16 protein-coding genes are annotated in these 17,505 nt (G+C 45.9%); 8 read left to right on the forward strand and 8 right to left on the reverse strand.

Annotated features, from left to right (window positions below):
• Positions 1-7 precede the first annotated feature (7 nt).
• Genes H9626_RS07775 through aroQ form a run of 5 tightly spaced genes read right to left on the reverse strand, consistent with a single transcriptional unit; the run spans position 8 to position 4,128 of the window.
• The gene (locus tag H9626_RS07775) at positions 8-1,231 is read right to left on the reverse strand and encodes an FtsX-like permease family protein (protein WP_191710125.1); all 1,224 of its coding nucleotides are present in this window, start codon (positions 1,229-1,231) and stop codon (positions 8-10) included.
• Positions 1,228-1,563, reverse strand: a complete 336-nt coding sequence (gene rbfA, locus H9626_RS07780; protein ID WP_178256565.1) for a 30S ribosome-binding factor RbfA — start codon at positions 1,561-1,563, stop codon at positions 1,228-1,230. Before rbfA ends, H9626_RS07775 begins: the two co-directional genes overlap by 4 nt.
• A gap of 11 nt (positions 1,564-1,574) precedes the next feature.
• Positions 1,575-2,213 (reverse strand): O-methyltransferase, encoded by a 639-nt coding sequence (locus tag H9626_RS07785; protein WP_178256564.1) that lies wholly within the window; start codon positions 2,211-2,213, stop codon positions 1,575-1,577.
• 9 nt (positions 2,214-2,222) lie between these two features.
• Positions 2,223-3,683, reverse strand: a complete 1,461-nt coding sequence (pyk, locus tag H9626_RS07790; RefSeq protein WP_178256563.1) for a pyruvate kinase — start codon at positions 3,681-3,683, stop codon at positions 2,223-2,225.
• A gap of 25 nt (positions 3,684-3,708) precedes the next feature.
• Entirely contained in the window at positions 3,709-4,128 is a 420-nt protein-coding gene (aroQ, locus tag H9626_RS07795) for a type II 3-dehydroquinate dehydratase (protein ID WP_178256572.1), read from the reverse strand.
• Between the two features lie 67 nt (positions 4,129-4,195).
• Between aroQ and xerD the strand changes: the two genes are divergently transcribed.
• The 4 genes from xerD (at position 4,196) to H9626_RS07815 (ending at position 10,166) form a co-directional block, all read left to right on the forward strand.
• The gene (gene xerD, locus H9626_RS07800) at positions 4,196-5,131 is read left to right on the forward strand and encodes a site-specific tyrosine recombinase XerD (RefSeq protein ID WP_191710126.1); all 936 of its coding nucleotides are present in this window, start codon (positions 4,196-4,198) and stop codon (positions 5,129-5,131) included.
• Positions 5,132-5,649: 518 nt separating this feature from the next.
• Positions 5,650-7,326 (forward strand): tetratricopeptide repeat protein, encoded by a 1,677-nt coding sequence (locus tag H9626_RS07805; RefSeq protein WP_191710127.1) that lies wholly within the window; start codon positions 5,650-5,652, stop codon positions 7,324-7,326.
• 274 nt (positions 7,327-7,600) lie between these two features.
• Entirely contained in the window at positions 7,601-8,608 is a 1,008-nt protein-coding gene (locus tag H9626_RS07810; RefSeq protein ID WP_191710128.1) for a thioredoxin-like domain-containing protein, read from the forward strand.
• Between the two features lie 19 nt (positions 8,609-8,627).
• Positions 8,628-10,166 (forward strand): YifB family Mg chelatase-like AAA ATPase, encoded by a 1,539-nt coding sequence (locus H9626_RS07815; protein WP_191710129.1) that lies wholly within the window; start codon positions 8,628-8,630, stop codon positions 10,164-10,166.
• A 56-nt stretch (positions 10,167-10,222) separates the two neighbouring features.
• Here H9626_RS07815 and H9626_RS15035 read toward each other — a convergent pair whose 3' ends face one another.
• The 3 genes from H9626_RS15035 to pdxB form a co-directional block, all read right to left on the reverse strand.
• Positions 10,223-10,348 (reverse strand): hypothetical protein, encoded by a 126-nt coding sequence (locus tag H9626_RS15035; RefSeq protein WP_262891994.1) that lies wholly within the window; start codon positions 10,346-10,348, stop codon positions 10,223-10,225.
• Positions 10,349-10,390: 42 nt separating this feature from the next.
• Positions 10,391-12,337, reverse strand: a complete 1,947-nt coding sequence (locus H9626_RS07820; protein WP_191710130.1) for a glycoside hydrolase family 97 protein — start codon at positions 12,335-12,337, stop codon at positions 10,391-10,393.
• 422 nt (positions 12,338-12,759) lie between these two features.
• Positions 12,760-13,770, reverse strand: coding sequence for a 4-phosphoerythronate dehydrogenase PdxB (pdxB, locus tag H9626_RS07825; protein ID WP_191710131.1), 1,011 nt, complete (start codon positions 13,768-13,770; stop codon positions 12,760-12,762).
• A 111-nt stretch (positions 13,771-13,881) separates the two neighbouring features.
• Between pdxB and glf the strand changes: the two genes are divergently transcribed.
• The 4 genes from glf to H9626_RS07845 are packed head-to-tail and all read left to right on the forward strand — an operon-like array spanning position 13,882 to position 17,392.
• On the forward strand, positions 13,882-14,991 hold the full coding sequence (gene glf / locus H9626_RS07830) for a UDP-galactopyranose mutase (RefSeq protein WP_178255765.1): 1,110 nt from the start codon (positions 13,882-13,884) through the stop codon (positions 14,989-14,991).
• 25 nt (positions 14,992-15,016) lie between these two features.
• Positions 15,017-15,733: a glycosyltransferase family 2 protein gene (locus H9626_RS07835; RefSeq protein ID WP_191710132.1), complete on the forward strand. Its 717-nt coding sequence runs from the start codon at positions 15,017-15,019 to the stop codon at positions 15,731-15,733.
• Between the two features lie 12 nt (positions 15,734-15,745).
• Positions 15,746-16,486: a lipopolysaccharide kinase InaA family protein gene (locus H9626_RS07840; protein WP_178255767.1), complete on the forward strand. Its 741-nt coding sequence runs from the start codon at positions 15,746-15,748 to the stop codon at positions 16,484-16,486.
• Positions 16,487-16,495: 9 nt separating this feature from the next.
• Positions 16,496-17,392 carry a glycosyltransferase family 2 protein gene (locus H9626_RS07845; protein ID WP_191710133.1) on the forward strand — a complete coding sequence of 299 codons (897 nt, stop codon included), beginning with the start codon at positions 16,496-16,498 and terminating at the stop codon, positions 17,390-17,392.
• The last annotated feature ends 113 nt before the right edge of the window (positions 17,393-17,505 follow it).

Consider the following 17,505-nt stretch of genomic DNA (forward strand, 5'->3'; position numbering starts at 1 on the left):
AGATAGATTATAATAAACGTTTGCTAAGGAAACGTGTAGGATACCATATTGAGGCAAAACCGATGGCAAGCACGGTGAGAAGTATCAGTATCACATCGCCGGCATGTACGCTTACCGGATACGCCTCGACCACAAAACTGCCCGACGAGCCTAATGATATCAGTCCGAACTGCTGCTGGAGGAAACAGAGCAGAATGCCCAGCACCACGCCCGAAACAGCTCCGAAGCAAGAAATCATATAACCTTCGAGAAGGAAAATACGGGTAATCTGGCGGTCGTTTGCCCCCATGTTCCGTAAAGACATCACATCGTTTTGCTTGTCGATAATCAGCATCGAAAGCGGTCCTACGATATTGAAGCAGGCAATGAGCAGGATGAAAATCAGAAACAGGTACGAAACCAACTTTTCTATTTTCATGATGCGGAAAGTGTCTTCTTGCTGTTCGTAACGGTCTTGCACGACGAACTCTTTTCCCAACCGCTTTTCCAACATCCGTTTTACTGTTTCAACGTCCTCCCCTGCCTTCAGTTTCAGGTTCAGTGCGCTTATTTCGGTAGTGTATCGGAATAACTGTCGGGCAAAATCAAGCGAGGTAAGTATATAAGCATTGTCGTATTTCTCTTGCCCTACGACAAAAGTCAATCCGGACGAGAATAAGTTTCCTGTGGTAAATGCAGTCGAAGGATTGGCAATGTTGACCTTCGCCCCTCGCTTGGGTGCATACACCTCCAACGGGTCGAGAAAGCGTATGCCTGTACCCAGTGCCGAAAGAAGTTGAATACCCGGAATGGCATAATTAGCCACCTCGTCATGCAGTATCAGTTCCCCCCTTCCGAAGAGGATGCTGTCTATGGGTGTCAGGCTGTCAAAATTATCTTCCACTCCCCTGATTACTGCCATCACCTGCCTGCCTTGATACTGCACCATCGCGTTGTCTTCCAACGACTCGGAGCAGACTTCTATTTCCGGCATCTGACGGATGGAAAGCACCCGCGGGTCTTGCCCGTCGAACACCTTCCCCACAGCAGGCATGACCTTCAGTTCGGGGTCGAACGCCGTAAAAAACGTGGAGACCAAATCCTGAAAGCCATTAAAGACCGAAAGCGTGCATACCATAGCCATTGTCGCTAATGCTACCCCGCACACCGAAATGCAAGAGATAATATTGACGGCATTGTGAGATTTCTTCGAGAAAAGATACCTGCGGGCTATGTAAAAAGAAAAGTTCATTTTTTCAGAAGTTCGTCGATGTGTGCCGCATAATCCAGCGAATCGTCTACGAAAAACTTCAATTCAGGGATGATGCGCAACTGAAAGCGTACACGTTTTCCCAGTTCGTACCGGATAGACTTCATGTTGTCATTGATGTTTTTAACGATTTCTTCGCTACGCTCTGAAGGGAAAACGCTTAGATAAGCGCGGGCATAGCTTAAATCAGGACTGATACGTACTACGCTTACTGACACCAATACGCCCGGCATCATCTTGGTTTGTAACAAAAATATTTCGCTGAGTTCTTTCTGAATCAGGCGGGCAATTTTATTTTGTCTGGTTGTTTCCATAATTCTTTTATTTATTTCTTACGTATAATAGTCAATCCGTCGCGCAACGGTAGGATTACTTTCTCCACACGTGTATCGGCAGCCACCGTGTCGTTAAACTTTTTAATGCCGAGCGTCTGTGTATCGGCAGGACGAGTTTCTTCGAGTACATGTCCGTCCCATAACGTATTATCGGCAATGATATATCCTCCGGAGTGCATTTTACTGAGAATCATCTCATAATACTCTACATAGAAACGCTTGTTTCCATCCATGAAAGCCAAGTCGAATACTACATCCATCTGCGGAACCATGGTCAGGGCATCACCGATGTAGAACTTTATTTTGTCGGCATACGGCGAGTTCTCCAGCCACGGACGTGTAAAATCTTCCTGTTCGTCATTGATTTCGAATGTATGGAGCACGGCTCCATCTTCGAGTCCTTCTGCCAGACACAGTGCAGAATATCCGCTGTATGTGCCTATCTCAAGCACTTGTTTCGGACGTATCATCTGTACGAACATCTTCAGCATCCTTCCCTGAAGATGCCCCGAAGCCATACGGGGACGCAAGAGTTTTACATGCGTCGCCCGGTATAATGCTTTCAGGTAATCGTTTTCTTCGTCGATATGGCGAAGGATATATTCATCCAATGCGTCCGTTTCTTTCATTGTCTGTATTTATAAGTAGCGGTGGCGGTTAGGCAATACATAGTCGTCTCCTGCCTGTAATACATCGCCTACCTGATTGATTTCAAGGAATGAAGTATGTGTACCCTTCTTTCCGCCGCTCAGATATGCCACCATGTCGTTTTCATTCAGTACGCCATCGTTAATCAGTTTGCGGAGTGCCGTGAAGTAATACTCCTGTCCGTTGGCTTTTTCCGGCATGTAAATGGCTTCTACTCCGTACGACAGAGCCAGATGGCGCATGGTTTTTTCTTTGTAGCAAATAGCCATAACCGGATATTTGCCACGGAAAGCAGCCAGATTGCGTGCTGTCAGTCCGCTGAAACTGTCGGTAATGATCGCGCGAATAGGCATCAACGTGGTAGAAAGCACAGCCTGTTTAGCCAAGAAACTGGTAACGTCGGTGTTTTCGGGAGTCAACGGAATAGGAATATCGTTTTCTTCCATTTTGTCTTTCTCTGCCTGCGCTGCAATTTTGGTCATAGTTTTCACCGCTTCTACCGGATATTTGCCGTAAGCCGTTTCCCCGCTCAGCATCAAAGCATCCGTACGATAATAAATGGCATTGGCAATGTCGGTCACCTCGGCGCGGGTAGGACGCGGGTTGTTTATCATCGTATGCAACATTTGAGTGGCTACGATTACCGGTTTTTTTGCCAAGATACATTTTTTTATCAGATGGCGCTGAATGCCCGGAATACGTTCTTGAGGAACTTCGATGCCCAAGTCTCCACGGGCTACCATGATTCCGTCTGCCACTTCCAGAATCTCGTCGATGTTGTCAACGCCTTCTTGGTTCTCTATTTTGGCAATGATTTTGATGTCGCTGTTATGAGCGTCCAGTATTTCACGGATATCCAATACGTCTTGGCGGTTACGGACAAAAGAGTGAGCGATAAAGTCGATATCTTTTTCGATAGCGTAAAGAATGTTATTGCGGTCTTTCTCAGTCAGTGAAGGAAGGTTAATCCGGACTCCCGGTACGTTTACGCTTTTGCGGTTTCCCAAAGTGGCATCGTTGCAAACCTCGCAAAACAGGGTGTTTTCGTTTTTATCGGTTACTTTCAGCTGTAATTCGCCATCGTCTATCAGAACATCGGTATCGACCGACAAGTCTTGTACAAAATTTTTATATGTAACGGCGATGCACTCCCGCGTTGTTTCCTGTTCAGGATTACCCACAATGCAGACCTTGTCTCCCGTTTTAAAGTCGATAGCACCTTCGGCACTGGCTGTTGTGCGGACTTCAGGTCCTTTGGTATCCATCAGGATGGCAATGCGATTGGATACTTCGCGCACGTTAGTTATCAGTCTTTCAAAGCCTTCGCGGTTGGCGTGAGCTGTATTCATACGTACTACGTTCATACCCGCATTGAAAAGGTCTCTGATAAAATCTACGTCACATCGTAAATCCGAGATGGACGCAACGATTTTTGTTTGTTTAAGCATCATATTATAAAAAACTAATTATTACTTTTTACCTTACTATAAGAGCTTCTACTCCCAAGCGATAAGAATCAAGTCCGAAACCACAAATCACCCCCTTACATGCGCATGATATCATCGACTTATGACGGAACTCTTCCCGTTGATGTACGTTTGATATATGCACTTCGATGACCGGAGCCGTTACGGCACGTATTGCGTCTTGCAGCGCAATGGAAGTATGTGTGTAAGCTCCCGCGTTCAGAATGATTCCATCATAATTAAACCCAACTTCATGTATTTTGTTTATCATTTCCCCCTCTATATTCGATTGGTAGTAGCTTATTTCTACTTCCGGGTAGCGTGCCCGGAGGCGTACCAAATAATCTTCGAATGATTCTGAGCCGTAAATAGAAGGTTCACGTTTCCCCAATAAATTGATATTAGGGCCGTTGATAATTTGTATCCTCATCATCGTATATTTTTCTGAACTTTTAATACTTTTGTCGAAAAATTTGGGACAAAGGTACGAAAAAAGAATGAAAAGTCAGGATAAAAATCAGAAGATTATAATAAAGTATAAGCAATATCTCAAATTAGAGAAAGCGTTATCCGACAATACGGTAGAGGCTTACCTGACGGATTTAGACAAACTGTTTGCTTTTCTTACGTTGGAGGGGATCGACTTTACCGAGGTAACGACCGATAATCTGGAGACGTTTTCGGCAGGCTTGCATGACATCGGCATTCATCCGCGTTCCCAAGCCCGCATCCTTTCGGGCATACGCTCGTTTTACCGGTTCTTGGTGCTGGAAGATTACATCCGGCAAGACCCCACCGAACTGTTGGACTCTCCGCAGATAGGGAAACACTTGCCCGATGTGCTTACCGTGGAAGAGATAGACAGCCTGATAGGGGCGATAGACCGGGGAAGCCGTGAGGGGCAGCGCAACTGTGCCATACTGGAAACGTTGTATAGCTGCGGATTGCGTGTGTCTGAACTCTGTAATCTGAAGATTTCCGATTTATATTTGAACGAAGGCTTCATAAAAGTAGAAGGAAAGGGAAACAAGCAACGCCTTGTGCCCATCTCTCCGCGAGCCGTCAGCGAGTTGAACGACTATTTTCTTGTCCGGGGAGAAAAGGTGATAAAGCCCGGATTCGAAGATTATGTATTTATAAGTAACTTCGGCAAGAACATTTCGCGTATTATGGTGTTTCATATTATAAAGGAACTGGCGAATCAGATCGGGCTGAAGAAAAGCATAAGCCCCCATACCTTTCGCCATTCGTTTGCCACTCATTTGTTGGAAGGCGGTGCGAATTTGCGTGCCATTCAGTGTATGTTGGGACATGAGAGCATCGGAACTACGGAGATTTATACCCACATCGACCGCAACCGCCTGCGTGAAGAAATCATAGAACATCATCCGAGGAACAAAAGAAGCAGGGAACTGTATGAGAACAAGCCGTAAAACCGGCTTCAACGGAAGAAATTCTCTGTCGGAACATACCGAAAAACACTACCGTTAGTGTTGCTCGTTCCATGCGGTAGCGTTGACTGACGCTACCCATAGAACCGACCGGTTCTACCGCTTGCGTTTTTTCAGGGTTCAGGCAATGCCGAAACTCAACAAAAACTCAGGTTTCACACTTTGTCGTGCCGTGTTTTTTGTTCCGTCAGGCAGGGCATGAGAAGTAATTGATTAGCATGAGATTGGTTTACTTATACATTTATTATATATAGTGATTTCCGATTCCGGATCCGATGCCCTGAAACGTAAGTTAAAATCGTCGTTTTATCATGCTTGTCAGGCTGGAAAAGCTCTGGAAAAAAACGTTTTAATCTTTTTTTAATGAGTGTTTAAAAAAAAAAGAGATAAAGTTTAACAACTATAATAGTTTTTCTTATCTTTGCCCCAAATAACAAAACTTAGACGCATACCAAAACTTGAGAAAAAATTTTATAATATAAACCTAAACATTAACAATCATGATTAAGAAGTTGTATTTGCCCTTAGTGGCACTGTTGGTCCTTGCTCTTTCTTCTTGTAGCAAGATGGGCGAATTGTCTGCCGACTACTTCACAACAGACCCCGAAGTTCTGGAAGCGATTGGCGGTAAAGTACCTGTAACAATTACAGGAAAATTCCCTGAAAAATATTTCAAGAAAAACGCAACCGTTGAAGTTACGCCGGTTTTGAGATGGGACGGAGGCGAAGCTAAAGCTCAGCCCGCTATGTTCCAAGGCGAAAAAGTACAAGGAAACGACCAGACTATCTCTTACAAAGCAGGTGGTACTTATACGATGAAAGCCGTTTTCGATTACATTCCTGAAATGGCTAAATCAGAACTTTACTTGGATTTCAAAATTAAGAAAGGAAAGAAAGAATACACTATTCCTTCTGTAAAAATCGCAGACGGTGTAATCGCTACTTCTGAACTTCCTACTGTAAAATCAGCTAACGCTGCTTATGCTGCCGATAAATACCAGCGTATCATCAAGCAGGCTAAAGAAGCTCAGATTATGTTCTTGATCCAGCAGGCTAACCTCCGCGCAAGCGAATTGAAGTCTGAAAGCTTGAAAGATTTCCACAAACAAGTGGTAACTGTTGCCGGCGATACGAAGAACTACAAGCTGAATAACATCGAAATTTCTGCTTACGCTTCACCTGATGGTGGTTTGGACCTGAACGATAAGTTGGCTAAAAACCGTCAGAACAACACTGAAAAATACATGAACCAGCAACTGAAGAAAGGTAAAATCGAAACAGAAGTTGATGCTGTTTACACAGCTCAAGACTGGGACGGTTTCCAAGAATTGGTTTCTAAATCAAACATCCAAGACAAAGATTTGATTTTGCGTGTTCTTTCTATGTATTCTGATCCCGAACAACGTGAAACAGAAATCAAGAACATTTCTTCTGTTTACAAGACTTTGGCTGACGAAATCCTGCCGCAGTTGCGTCGTGCACGCTTGACAGCTAACTACGATGCTATCGGCCGTAGCGATGAAGAAATCAACGCTGCATTCGATGCTAACGAAGATTCTTTGAGCGTAGACGAATTGCTGTACGCTGCTACCCTGACTCAGGACAACGCACGTAAGGAAGCTATCTATAAGAGAACTATCCAGAAATATCCGAACGATTACCGTGCTTACAACGATTTGGGTCAGATGGCTTATGCTGCCGGTGACTTGAATGCTGCTGAAAACTACTTCAAACAAGCTGCAAGCAAAAACGCTAACGCTCCTGAAGTAAATACAAACCTCGGTTTGTGCGCATTGGTTAAAGGTAACGTAGCTGAAGCTGAAACTTACTTGAGCAAATCTACTGGTGCCGACACTGCAAACGAAGCATTGGGTAACCTGTACATCAAACAAGGTCAGTACGACCGCGCTGTTCAGGCTTTCGGTGATACGAAGACTAACTCAGCTGCTTTGGCTCAAATCCTTGCTAAAGACTATAACAAGGCTAAGAGCACACTGAGCGCAGTTAAGAATCCGGATGCTTACACTGACTACCTGATGGCTATCGTTGGTGCAAGAACTAACAACGCCGACTTGGTTAAATCAAGCATGGATAAAGTGGCTCAGAAAGACGCTGCATTGGCTGCAAGCGCTCAGAACGACCGCGAGTTTGCTAAATACGCAAACGAAATCAAGTAATTTGATTCTTGTATAAACTTTGATATTGAAGCCGGGATGCTGTAAAGGTATCCCGGCTTTCTTTTTTATATGAGACAAAAATCAGAAAAGTATAGAGTTTGTTTTAATTCTGCTCTGCCTGCGGTTTGAGAATTGTTTTCGAGGATGAAAACAGGGAAACAGACCGGAAACAAACTCAAAAAGGGGCGGATAAAAAGACTTCATCGGAAAATTTAGACAGGCTCTGATAAAGGTTCTGATAAAATTGTGTACATTCGCAGAAAATAAGAGATTCATGAAGAAACTTTATCCGTTACTTACGCTGATTATACTTTTGTCTTGCTTTTCCTCGTGTGAAAAAAAGACGGATTTTGAACTTCGGGGTGAACTTGAGAACTTTAAGTCGGAACGTATTCTTGTCGTGTACGATGACCCGGAGGTAAAACTCGATACCATTTACCCGAAAGATGGTAAATTCTTATATAAACTCATTCCTGATACAATACACTTGTTCCGTTTGGTTGACGAAGCGGGGAGAGCCATTCCTATCTTTGCCGATAAGGGCGATAGGGTTACACTGACAGGCAGTTTTGAACAACCGGAAGTCAGCGGCGACGGAGCGAATCGCGATTATCAGGAGTTTCGTGAGCGTATTGCATCCATACAGCATGATTCGGCTGCAGTGAGTAAAGCGGCGGAAGACTTTATCCGTTCTCATCCCCAGTCGTTTGCCTCGGCTTATCTGATTGACCGCTACTTTGTGCAAGTTCCCGACCCTGATGTAGAACGCATCAAGGGACTGATTGACCCGTTGAGCGGAAATATAAAAGATTGTCGTGTGTTAAGCACGGTTTTGCAAACCATTCCTCAGAAAAATGAACCCCAATTAACCAATGTCAGCTATTTCTCTTGTAAAGACCGCAGCGGTAAATATGTTTCATGGAGTTCGAAAGAAGGATATACGCTGATTAATTTTTGGGCAAGCTGGAACGAACTTAGCAAAATAAGACGCGATTCGCTGGCAGAACAGGTGAAACGATTGCCCAAAGATGAATTCAGGGTATTGAATTTGTCGCTCGATTTCAACGAAAAATCATGGTTGTCAGCCTGTAAAGACGATAGCGAACAGTGGATAGAAATATGCGACAATAAAGGATGGGAGAACCAAATCATCAAACAACAAAATATAAAGCGTCTGCCTGCCAATATTCTGGTAGACCGTAGCCGTAAGATTTTAGGTACCAATCTTTACGGAGAAGCACTTTACGACAAAGTGATGCAACTGACCCAAAACAAAGATTAAAACTAATATCCTGAATAACATGCTGATAAAACTATTTGGTGCTGCCGTACAGGGGATAGATGCAACCATTGTAACAATCGAAGTAAACAGTTCGCGCGGCATTAAATTCTTCTTGGTGGGATTACCCGACTCTGCGGTAAAAGAAAGTCACGAACGTATTATCTCCGCTTTGCAAGTAAACGGATACAAATTTCCGTCGTGCCAGTTAGTAATCAATATGGCTCCTGCCGATATTCGTAAAGAAGGGTCTTCTTACGATTTGCCTTTGGCTATCGGCATACTGGCGGCTGCCGGTACGGTGGCTGCCGATAAGTTAAGCAAATATCTGATTATCGGGGAACTTGGATTAGACGGTAACCTGCAACCCATACGAGGGGCTTTGCCTATTGCCATTGCAGCCCGTCAGCAAGGGTTCGAAGGGTTTATTCTTCCAAAACAAAATGCTCGTGAAGCGGCTGTTGTAGACAGGCTTCAGGTGTATGGGGTAGAAAACATAACAGAAGTAATCGATTTTTTTAACGGAGTACGCAGCTTGGAACCCACTGTGGTTAATACCCGCGAAGAGTTTTATCGGAACCAGATAAATTTTCCTTTTGATTTTGCTGAAGTGAAAGGACAGGAAAACGTAAAGCGTGCGTTAGAAGTAGCGGCGGCAGGAAGTCATAATATTCTGCTGATTGGTGCGCCGGGCAGCGGAAAGTCGATGATGGCAAAACGGCTTCCCGGTATTCTTCCTCCTTTATCTTTAGGCGAAAGTTTAGAGACGACCAAGATTCATTCCGTTGCCGGTAAGTTGGGGCGGGATGTGTCACTGATAGCCATCCGTCCGTTTCGCAGTCCGCACCACACCATATCCCAAGTAGCGATGGTAGGAGGAGGGACAACTCCCCAGCCGGGCGAAATCAGTTTGGCACATAACGGCGTATTGTTTCTTGATGAGTTTCCGGAGTTCAACCGTGCGGTGCTCGAAGTGCTTCGTCAGCCGCTCGAAGACCGTCACATCACCATCTCACGTGCCAAGTATACGCTCGATTATCCCGCAAGTTTCCAATTAGTGGCATCGATGAACCCTTGTCCCTGCGGGTATTACAATCACCCCACGCGCAGGTGCGTATGCAGCCCCAGCCAAGTGCAGCGCTATCTGAACCGTATTTCAGGTCCGCTGCTCGATCGCATTGACATTCAGGTAGAAATTGTTCCTGTTCCGTTCGAGAAGATGGCTGAGCGTACGCCCGGCGAATCCAGTGCCGCCATCCGCGAGCGGGTGATGCGTGCGCGCCAGATTCAGGCGAAACGGTTTGAAAACGAAGCAGGCATATATAGCAATGCTCAGATGACCTCGCGCCTGCTTAATATGTATGCTACTCCCGATGCAAAAGGCTTGGAATTGTTGCGTAACGCCATGACGCGGCTGAATCTTTCTGCCCGTGCTTACGACCGCATCTTAAAGGTTTCGCGTACGATAGCCGATTTGGAGGCTTCCGAACAGATTCAGCCCCATCATTTGGCGGAAGCCATCAGCTACCGGAATTTAGACCGGGATAGTTGGGCCGGATAAGTGGCTGTTTTTGCCTGTTGATGCTCCCGAAAACGCTACCGTTAGCGTTACCTATCTTATGCGGTAGTGTTTACCTGTTCTTCCCATAGCGTTGAGCAGTCTAACGGGTAGAATTTTTCAAGGTCTTTAGCATTGAAATAAGTCCGATAAACAAAACGGCTTGCATGATTATGTTGGTTCATGCAAGCCGTTTTGTTGTTATATATTCTGATAAATGTCAGCCATTATTTCGTAACCCATATCGCTCCACCTTCCGGCTGAATGGTAACTTGTACCGATTCGGGCGATTTGATGGTCTGTTCCAATAGCTGCGGAACATTCTGTTTGCCGTCAGAATAGAATGATACAGTTTCTCCGCTGTTGAGCATGGGCAGATTAAGCGTCAGTTTCAGTGGTTCTTTCCGGGCATTGATTCCGGCAATGTACCAGCGGTTTCCATGACGGCGAGCGAGGACAACGTATTTGCCGGGATAGCCGTCGATAAACACGGTTTCATCCCACGTGGTAGGAACTTGTTTCATAAAGTCGAGTGCTACCTTCGGTGCGTCCGTCAGGTTATTCGGTGCAAGTGCAAAGTTCTGAATCGGATTTTGGAAAAGAACCGCCGTAGCCAGTTGGAACACATCGGTAGTGCGGCGGATAGTACCTCCGTCGTTCGTCCGGTTATACCGTTTGTTCAAGAACGTACCGCCAAACTCCATTGAGCCGACCGTGTTACGGATAAACGGATGCAGGCAGGCATTAAACGCTTCGTTATCGTCGAAATGTTGGTTGAAAATCAGGTTCTCCGACGCCAATACCGCCTCGCTTCCCACGTAGTTGGGGTACATGCGTTCCCATCCGCGCGGTAGCGTACAGCCGTGGAAGATAACCATCAGTCCGTGGTCGTCGGCATCGCTTAGGATAGCCTCGTACAGCCGCATGGTTTCCTGCTTGTCGCCTCCGAAAAAGTCCACTTTAATACCTTTTACTCCAACTTTCTGCAACCATTTCATTTCGCGCTTGCGTGCTATCGGGTCGTCCATCAGGTTGGTAGGACCTTGTTCGATGTCATTCCAGTAGCCGCTTGAACTATACCAAAGGAATAACGAAACGTTTTTGCTGCGCGCATATTTGATAAGCTCTTCCATGCGTTCGCGGCCGATATTCGTATTCCACCAGTTGTCTATCAATACATATTCATATCCCATTGCATGGGCAAGGTCGATGTAACGGATTTGGTCATCGTAATTGATACTGCCGTCTTGCCATAAAATCCAGCTCCATGTCCCGCGTCCGAAACGGTAAGTGTGTTCCGTTTCAAACCGAGGTTCTACCACGTCCCACGGTACGGTGGTTTCCACAATCGGTTTTAAGCTGTTGCCTACGGTCAGTGTGCGCCACGGTGTTTTTCCCGGCAAAGCCAAGCCCGGAGCCGAAGTTCCGTTTCCGTTATTCTCTTCCGGCAGGGGGAATGCGATGGTATACCGTCCGTCGGGGGTAGCGTCGCTCAGGTGAGAGGCACAGTATTTTCCGTCCACGCCCGTTTCGCTGACCAGCGCCCATCCGTCATCTCCGATACGGAACAAGCAGGGGAATGTATATCCGTGGCCGTATTGCGAACGGACATTCATCGGCGCATCGGCGGTATATTCTTCTTCATAACTCGGTTTGGTACGTTTCCAGCCTATCATGGCGTCGCTTTGCGGACAAAGGAAAGTAGTGGTAGAGGAGGGGAAATCGAATCCGGTTTTTTCTTCGCGGATGACGATGCTGCCCGGTTCGCCCGATTTGGGAATTTCATAACGGAAAGCCACATCGTTGTTACTCACCCGGAAAACAATGTCAAGCGGTGTTTTGTCGGCATTCTGGAAAGTCAGTACCAGTTCGTTTGCCGTATAATTAACTACCGAGCGTTTTATCCGGTCTTGCGTATAAGTCTTGCTTATTTTTTGTGTTTTTTGTCCAACAAAAGACATGTTTTTACTGAAGTCGCCGATATTCGATACGAAACCCAGCGGAGAGTCTTCCAATATCGTCTTTTCGTCGTAGGTAACCGCATATACGGGAGTTCCTTTTTGAAGATTGAAATTAACTTTTAGCCGAGAGTCTGGTCCTGTAACCGTAGCCAGTTGGGCGAACGCCTGCGAAGCGAGCCATGCCAATGTGCAAAATAATACTTGTTTTTTCATGATATCTTTCATCTGTTGTTTTATTTCCAATAAAATATAAACTTATCCCGAAGACACCTTTTTACTTGATGGATAAAACCGTTTACGAACGGACAAAAAAAATGGGAGAACGCTTTCTCCCAACCTTGTTAACCTTAAATCTAATACTATGAAAAAAATCACGTGACAAATGTAGTAAACACACTTATTACATCCAAATAAAATAGATATTATTATTCTTTACTTATAATTCTTTTGCATTTCGCACCGTTTTCGTACACAATATTTCACATTGTGAGGAAAATCAGGGAGTTTTGATGTTTATTCCTTAACGGGTTTCGGAATAAAATTTACATTCGCCGGATGCCGCAAATGCGATGGTTGATATGTGAAAGTTTAAGGGCATCGGCTTACTTGAACCGATGCCCTTAAAAGTAGTATCTCTATTCCCTGCGCAGCGGATAATTTCCCCGCAACTGTTCGAACTGTTCGGGATGTGCGCGTAGTGCAGCGCAATCGCGGCGGGGGTCATATAGCTGAAGGATGCGGGTATTCTCATCATCCGAAAGAGCAAGCATCGGAGTGCCGGCAGGCTGAATGTGGAAATCGGCAGGCTTGTTGAAAAAGCGGCAAAAGGCTTCCAGCACCATGCGGGTGGCATTGGCTTTTCCATCGGCAGAGTAACCGGCTATGTGCGGCGTTCCGATAAACACTTTATCAAGCAGTTCCCGGTTAATGTCAGGTTCGTTTTCCCACACATCGATAATCGCACCGTTTACTTGCCCGCTATCCAGCGCCTCTAATAACGTGCGGGTATCGATAACTTCGCCACGAGAGGTATTGATAATGTAAGGTTTTCGGCACAATCCGGTAAAGAAAGAATGGTCGGCAAGATGGTAGGTAGCATATTTACCCTCTTTATCCAGCGGTGTATGAAAAGTAAGAATGTCGCATTCTTGTTCCAATGTCTGCAAAGAAACAAATCCTTTCTCACCTCGGTCGGCACGGGGCGGGTCGTTTAGTAAAACACGCATACCCAATCGTTGTGCCATAGCCGCTATCCGGCTGCCTACGTGTCCTACGCCGATTATGCCTAAACACGTATCCGATAAGTGAATTTGTTTTTCTTGCTCCAGCAGCAAGAGCGAAGCGTGTACATACTGTTCCACTGCTCCCGCATTACATCCCGGACAATTACTCCACGCAATGCCTGCGCTACGGCAATAATCCGTATCTATGTGGTCAAACCCGATCGTTGCCGTCCCGATGAAGCGGACCCGGCTTCCTTCCAGCAGTTGCCGGTTACAGTGTGTGCGGGTGCGGATAATCAGTGCCTCGGCATCTTTCACCGCTTCTGGCGTAAACGCTTCACCCGGTAAGTAAACCACCTCGTCTGCCAAGTGCGGCATAACCTCTCGGATATAAGGTATTTTGTTATCAACTATAACTTTCATTTCTTTTTCAATCTCCTTTACAAGGGGCACAAAGGTAACTACTTTATGCCGAATATAATTGCGGGAATAGAAATCTTTACCTATTTTTGCTTTTCAAGATATTAAAACGGTATGAGCAAGAAGCAATATGATTATTTGATTGTGGGAGCGGGGCTTTTCGGAGCAGTATTCGCTCATGAAGCCAAGCGTGCCGGAAAGCATTGTTTGGTGATTGATAAACGTAATCATCGGGGAGGAAACATCTACTGCGAAGACGTAGACGGCATTCATGTGCATAAGTATGGCGCGCATATTTTCCATACAGACAATAAGGAAGTATGGGACTACGTAAATCGGTTTGTAGAATTTAATCGTTATACCAATTCGCCGTTAGCCTGTTTCGAGGGAAAGTTATATAACCTTCCTTTCAACATGAATACGTTTTATCAGCTTTGGGGAGTAAAGACGCCGGCTGAAGCGAAAGCCAAGATAGCCGAACAACGCCGGAAATACGATGCTATCTCCGAGCCCGCCAATCTGGAAGAGCAGGCTTTGAAACTCTGCGGAGAAGATATTTACCATACACTGATAAAGGGGTATACCGAAAAGCAGTGGGGACGTTCTGCAACGGAATTGCCGGCTTTTATCATCAAGCGTGTTCCGTTCCGTTTTATTTTCGATAATAACTACTTTAACGACGGTTATCAAGGAATCCCGAAAGGAGGATATAATGTGTTGATTGACCGGCTGCTGGAAGGTACAGAAGTTAGGCTTGACACAAACTACTTCGAACATCGCGACGAGTTGGATGCTTTGGCAGACAAAATTTTATTTACCGGATGTATTGACGAATTCTTCGACTATCAGTGCGGACGCTTGGAATACCGCAGTTTGCGTTTTGACCATAAACGTCTGGAGATAGAAGACTTTCAGGGAAATGCCGTGGTGAATTATACGGAAGGTAGTGTTCCTTATACGCGAATAATTGAGCACAAACATTTTGAGTACGGTACGCAGCCTACAACCGTCATTACCTACGAATATCCTGATTCATTCGAGGCTGGTAAAGAGCCTTATTATCCGGTAAACGACGAACGTAACTCTGCCATGTTTGCCGAATATCAGAGACTGGCAGCGAAGAAAGAGAATGTGTTGTTCGGAGGACGGTTGGGACAATATACTTATGCCGACATGGACGATACCGTGGCTGCCGCATTGCAGCTCTGTGCCCAAGTTTTATAATCATCTTATTTAGTCTGATAAAAATATGAAATGCCTTCATGTACTAACTCCCGTAAAAGATTCGATTGATTTCACTCTCGAAACCATTGAAGCCATCATGCAGTCGGAGGTAACCGTACCTTTTACTTATACCGTCTATAACGACTTCAGTACCGAAGAAAATACCCGGCGGCTGGAAGAGGCTTCTCGCCGTTATGGTTTCCGTTTGATAAATTTGTCGGATGTAACAAGCCACCCTTCTCCTAACTATTTGTTGGTGTTGCAGATGGCGCAACAAGAAGCCCTTGCAGCCGATGCAGGAATGTTGATTGTCGAATCGGACGTAGTCGTGAAGAAAGATACGCTTCAGTCACTCTTTAACGGTGCGGCAGAGCGAGGCGACTGTGCGATAGCCGCAGCCGTGACCGTAGACGAAACGGGAGCGATTAATTATCCTTACCTTCATGCGAAAGGCAACGAAGGGAAAATATATCCGGAAAAGAAGCATTGCAGCTTCTGCTGTTCGCTGCTTACGCCGAAATTTCTGCAAACATACGATTTCCATCAGTTAGACCCGGCAAAGAACTGGTACGATGTAACCATCTCTCACGAAGCGTTGAAGAAAGGATTCCGAAACTATCTTTTCGCCAACCTCCCCGTATGGCATCGTCCGCACGGAAGTCGTCCGTGGAAACAATTGAAATACAAGAATCCGCTGAAGTATTATTGGCTGAAGTTCACGAAAGGGCTGGATAAAATCTGATAGTAGGAAGTTATGAGTCTGTTCAATCACCGTACACTTGTCGTACATGCCGCATGTAAAGACTTGGAATCATTCGTGTTGTCCGTCCCCGAACGTTTCGAGCGGGGAGAGGGAACCGTGATTCACAAGGGACGTAACGAATTGCGCAAAATAACCTACGGCGGACGCTCGTTTGTGGTAAAGTCATTCCACCGACCCAATCTCATCAATCGTTTTGTATACGGAGTGTTTCGCCCCTCCAAAGCAAAACGTTCGTATGAACACGCCCAACTGTTCTTGGAGGCAGGCGTAGGAACTCCCCGTCCGGTAGGTTATCTGAATATCCGCAAAGGCTTGCTGTTCGACCGCAGCTATTACGTCACTTACGCCTCCGAGTGTCCGTATACCTACGAAGCCCTGTTTAAGCAGAAGTTTGATTACGAAGACGATGTAATACGCGCCGTTGCCCGCACCACAGCCATCCTTCATGAGCATGGCTATGCCCATAAGGACTACGGACGCGGAAACATTCTGTTCGGTAAAACAAGCGAAGGAATCAAGATCGAAATCGTAGACCTCAACCGCCTTTCGGTAGGTAAACTCGACCTGCGTGCCGGATGCAAGAATTTGGAACGCCTGCCCGCCACGCCCCACATGCACCGGGTTTTTGCCGACGAATATGCCCGTTTGCGCGGCTTCGATGCCGAAGAGTGTTATAAGCTGTTGGTTGCATTCCGCAGCACGCAGCCCGGAAAAATTGACGGACTTTATTAATACTGGCTTATGAAGATTATAGCTGTGGTTGTAACATACAACCGGAGAGAATTGCTGAAGCGGAATATCGGTTGCCTGCGGCAGAATACACCGCTCCATTCCATTGTGGTAGTAAACAACGGCAGTACCGACGGAACGAAAGAGTGGTTGGACGAACAGACGGACTTACGTGTGATTCACCAAGAGAATGTTGGCGGTTCGGGTGGCTTTTATACCGGTATCCGATACGCTTTTCAGGAGGGAGCCGACTGGATTTGGTGTATGGACGACGATGTGTTTCCGCGCCCCGACTGCTTGGAACATCTGCTTCCGCACACTGCCCGTCCCGATGCGGGGATTCTCGCACCGCGCCGGCTGATGGAAGGCAAGATATTCACCAACGATTTCCGGCAGGTCAACCTCACCAATCCGTTCGCATCCATGTATCAGGACAAACTGAAAAAGCAGGTGGTAAATGCTCCCACAGAGATATGCGGCACAGCTTTCGAAGGACTGTTTATCCGCCGGGAAGCGGTAGAGAAAATCGGTCTGCCCAACAAGGAACTCTTTATCTTCTGCGATGATACCGACTACTGCCTGCGCGCGGTATTGGCAGGATATAAAATATGGTACATACCCGATGCGCTGATGGATAAAGAAAAATTCTTTTCAAATGATACGTGGAAAGAGCGCAATCGGAAAAAGAAATGGAAACGATTCTACCAAGTACGTAATGCAGCCTATCTGAACCACCGTTACGGGCGTAACTGGGCGGTAAAATACCTCCGCAGCTTCAATGCCGTATTGGGTTACATGCTGACGGTTCTGCTTACAGCCCCCTTTACCGATGCTTATCGGTTCAGCGACCTTGCCAAATTCTGGAAAGCCTATACCGATGGGGTTAACGAGCGGTTAGGCAAGTATTAACGAGCGGTTTAAGAGCCAAGAAAATTCCTTGCGGTTTGTGCCGCAAAATGCTACGGTTAGTATTTTAAATTCATGCCGATAAACGATGCAGTTCTATTCGGAAGACTGACGAC

The organism is Phocaeicola faecium (genome assembly GCF_014837055.1).
In the GTDB taxonomy this organism is placed as follows: Bacteria; Bacteroidota; Bacteroidia; order Bacteroidales; family Bacteroidaceae; genus Phocaeicola; species Phocaeicola gallinarum.

Bases quoted from the DNA above. Each gene is read 5' to 3' on its own strand.
- H9626_RS07820 (WP_191710130.1), bottom strand. From the start codon at position 12,337: ATGAAAAAACAAGTATTATTTTGCACATTGGCATGGCTCGCTTCGCAG.
- H9626_RS07835 (WP_191710132.1), top strand. From the start codon at position 15,017: ATGAAATGCCTTCATGTACTAACTCCCGTAAAAGATTCGATTGATTTC.
- H9626_RS07840 (WP_178255767.1), top strand. From the start codon at position 15,746: ATGAGTCTGTTCAATCACCGTACACTTGTCGTACATGCCGCATGTAAA.
- H9626_RS07815 (WP_191710129.1), top strand. From the start codon at position 8,628: ATGCTGATAAAACTATTTGGTGCTGCCGTACAGGGGATAGATGCAACC.
- glf (WP_178255765.1), top strand. From the start codon at position 13,882: ATGAGCAAGAAGCAATATGATTATTTGATTGTGGGAGCGGGGCTTTTC.
- H9626_RS07805 (WP_191710127.1), top strand. From the start codon at position 5,650: ATGATTAAGAAGTTGTATTTGCCCTTAGTGGCACTGTTGGTCCTTGCT.
- aroQ (WP_178256572.1), bottom strand. From the start codon at position 4,128: ATGAGGATACAAATTATCAACGGCCCTAATATCAATTTATTGGGGAAA.
- H9626_RS07810 (WP_191710128.1), top strand. From the start codon at position 7,601: ATGAAGAAACTTTATCCGTTACTTACGCTGATTATACTTTTGTCTTGC.
- pyk (WP_178256563.1), bottom strand. From the start codon at position 3,683: ATGATGCTTAAACAAACAAAAATCGTTGCGTCCATCTCGGATTTACGA.
- H9626_RS07785 (WP_178256564.1), bottom strand. From the start codon at position 2,213: ATGAAAGAAACGGACGCATTGGATGAATATATCCTTCGCCATATCGAC.
- H9626_RS07775 (WP_191710125.1), bottom strand. From the start codon at position 1,231: ATGAACTTTTCTTTTTACATAGCCCGCAGGTATCTTTTCTCGAAGAAA.
- xerD (WP_191710126.1), top strand. From the start codon at position 4,196: ATGAAAAGTCAGGATAAAAATCAGAAGATTATAATAAAGTATAAGCAA.
- rbfA (WP_178256565.1), bottom strand. From the start codon at position 1,563: ATGGAAACAACCAGACAAAATAAAATTGCCCGCCTGATTCAGAAAGAA.
- H9626_RS15035 (WP_262891994.1), bottom strand. From the start codon at position 10,348: ATGAACCAACATAATCATGCAAGCCGTTTTGTTTATCGGACTTATTTC.
- pdxB (WP_191710131.1), bottom strand. From the start codon at position 13,770: ATGAAAGTTATAGTTGATAACAAAATACCTTATATCCGAGAGGTTATG.
- H9626_RS07845 (WP_191710133.1), top strand. From the start codon at position 16,496: ATGAAGATTATAGCTGTGGTTGTAACATACAACCGGAGAGAATTGCTG.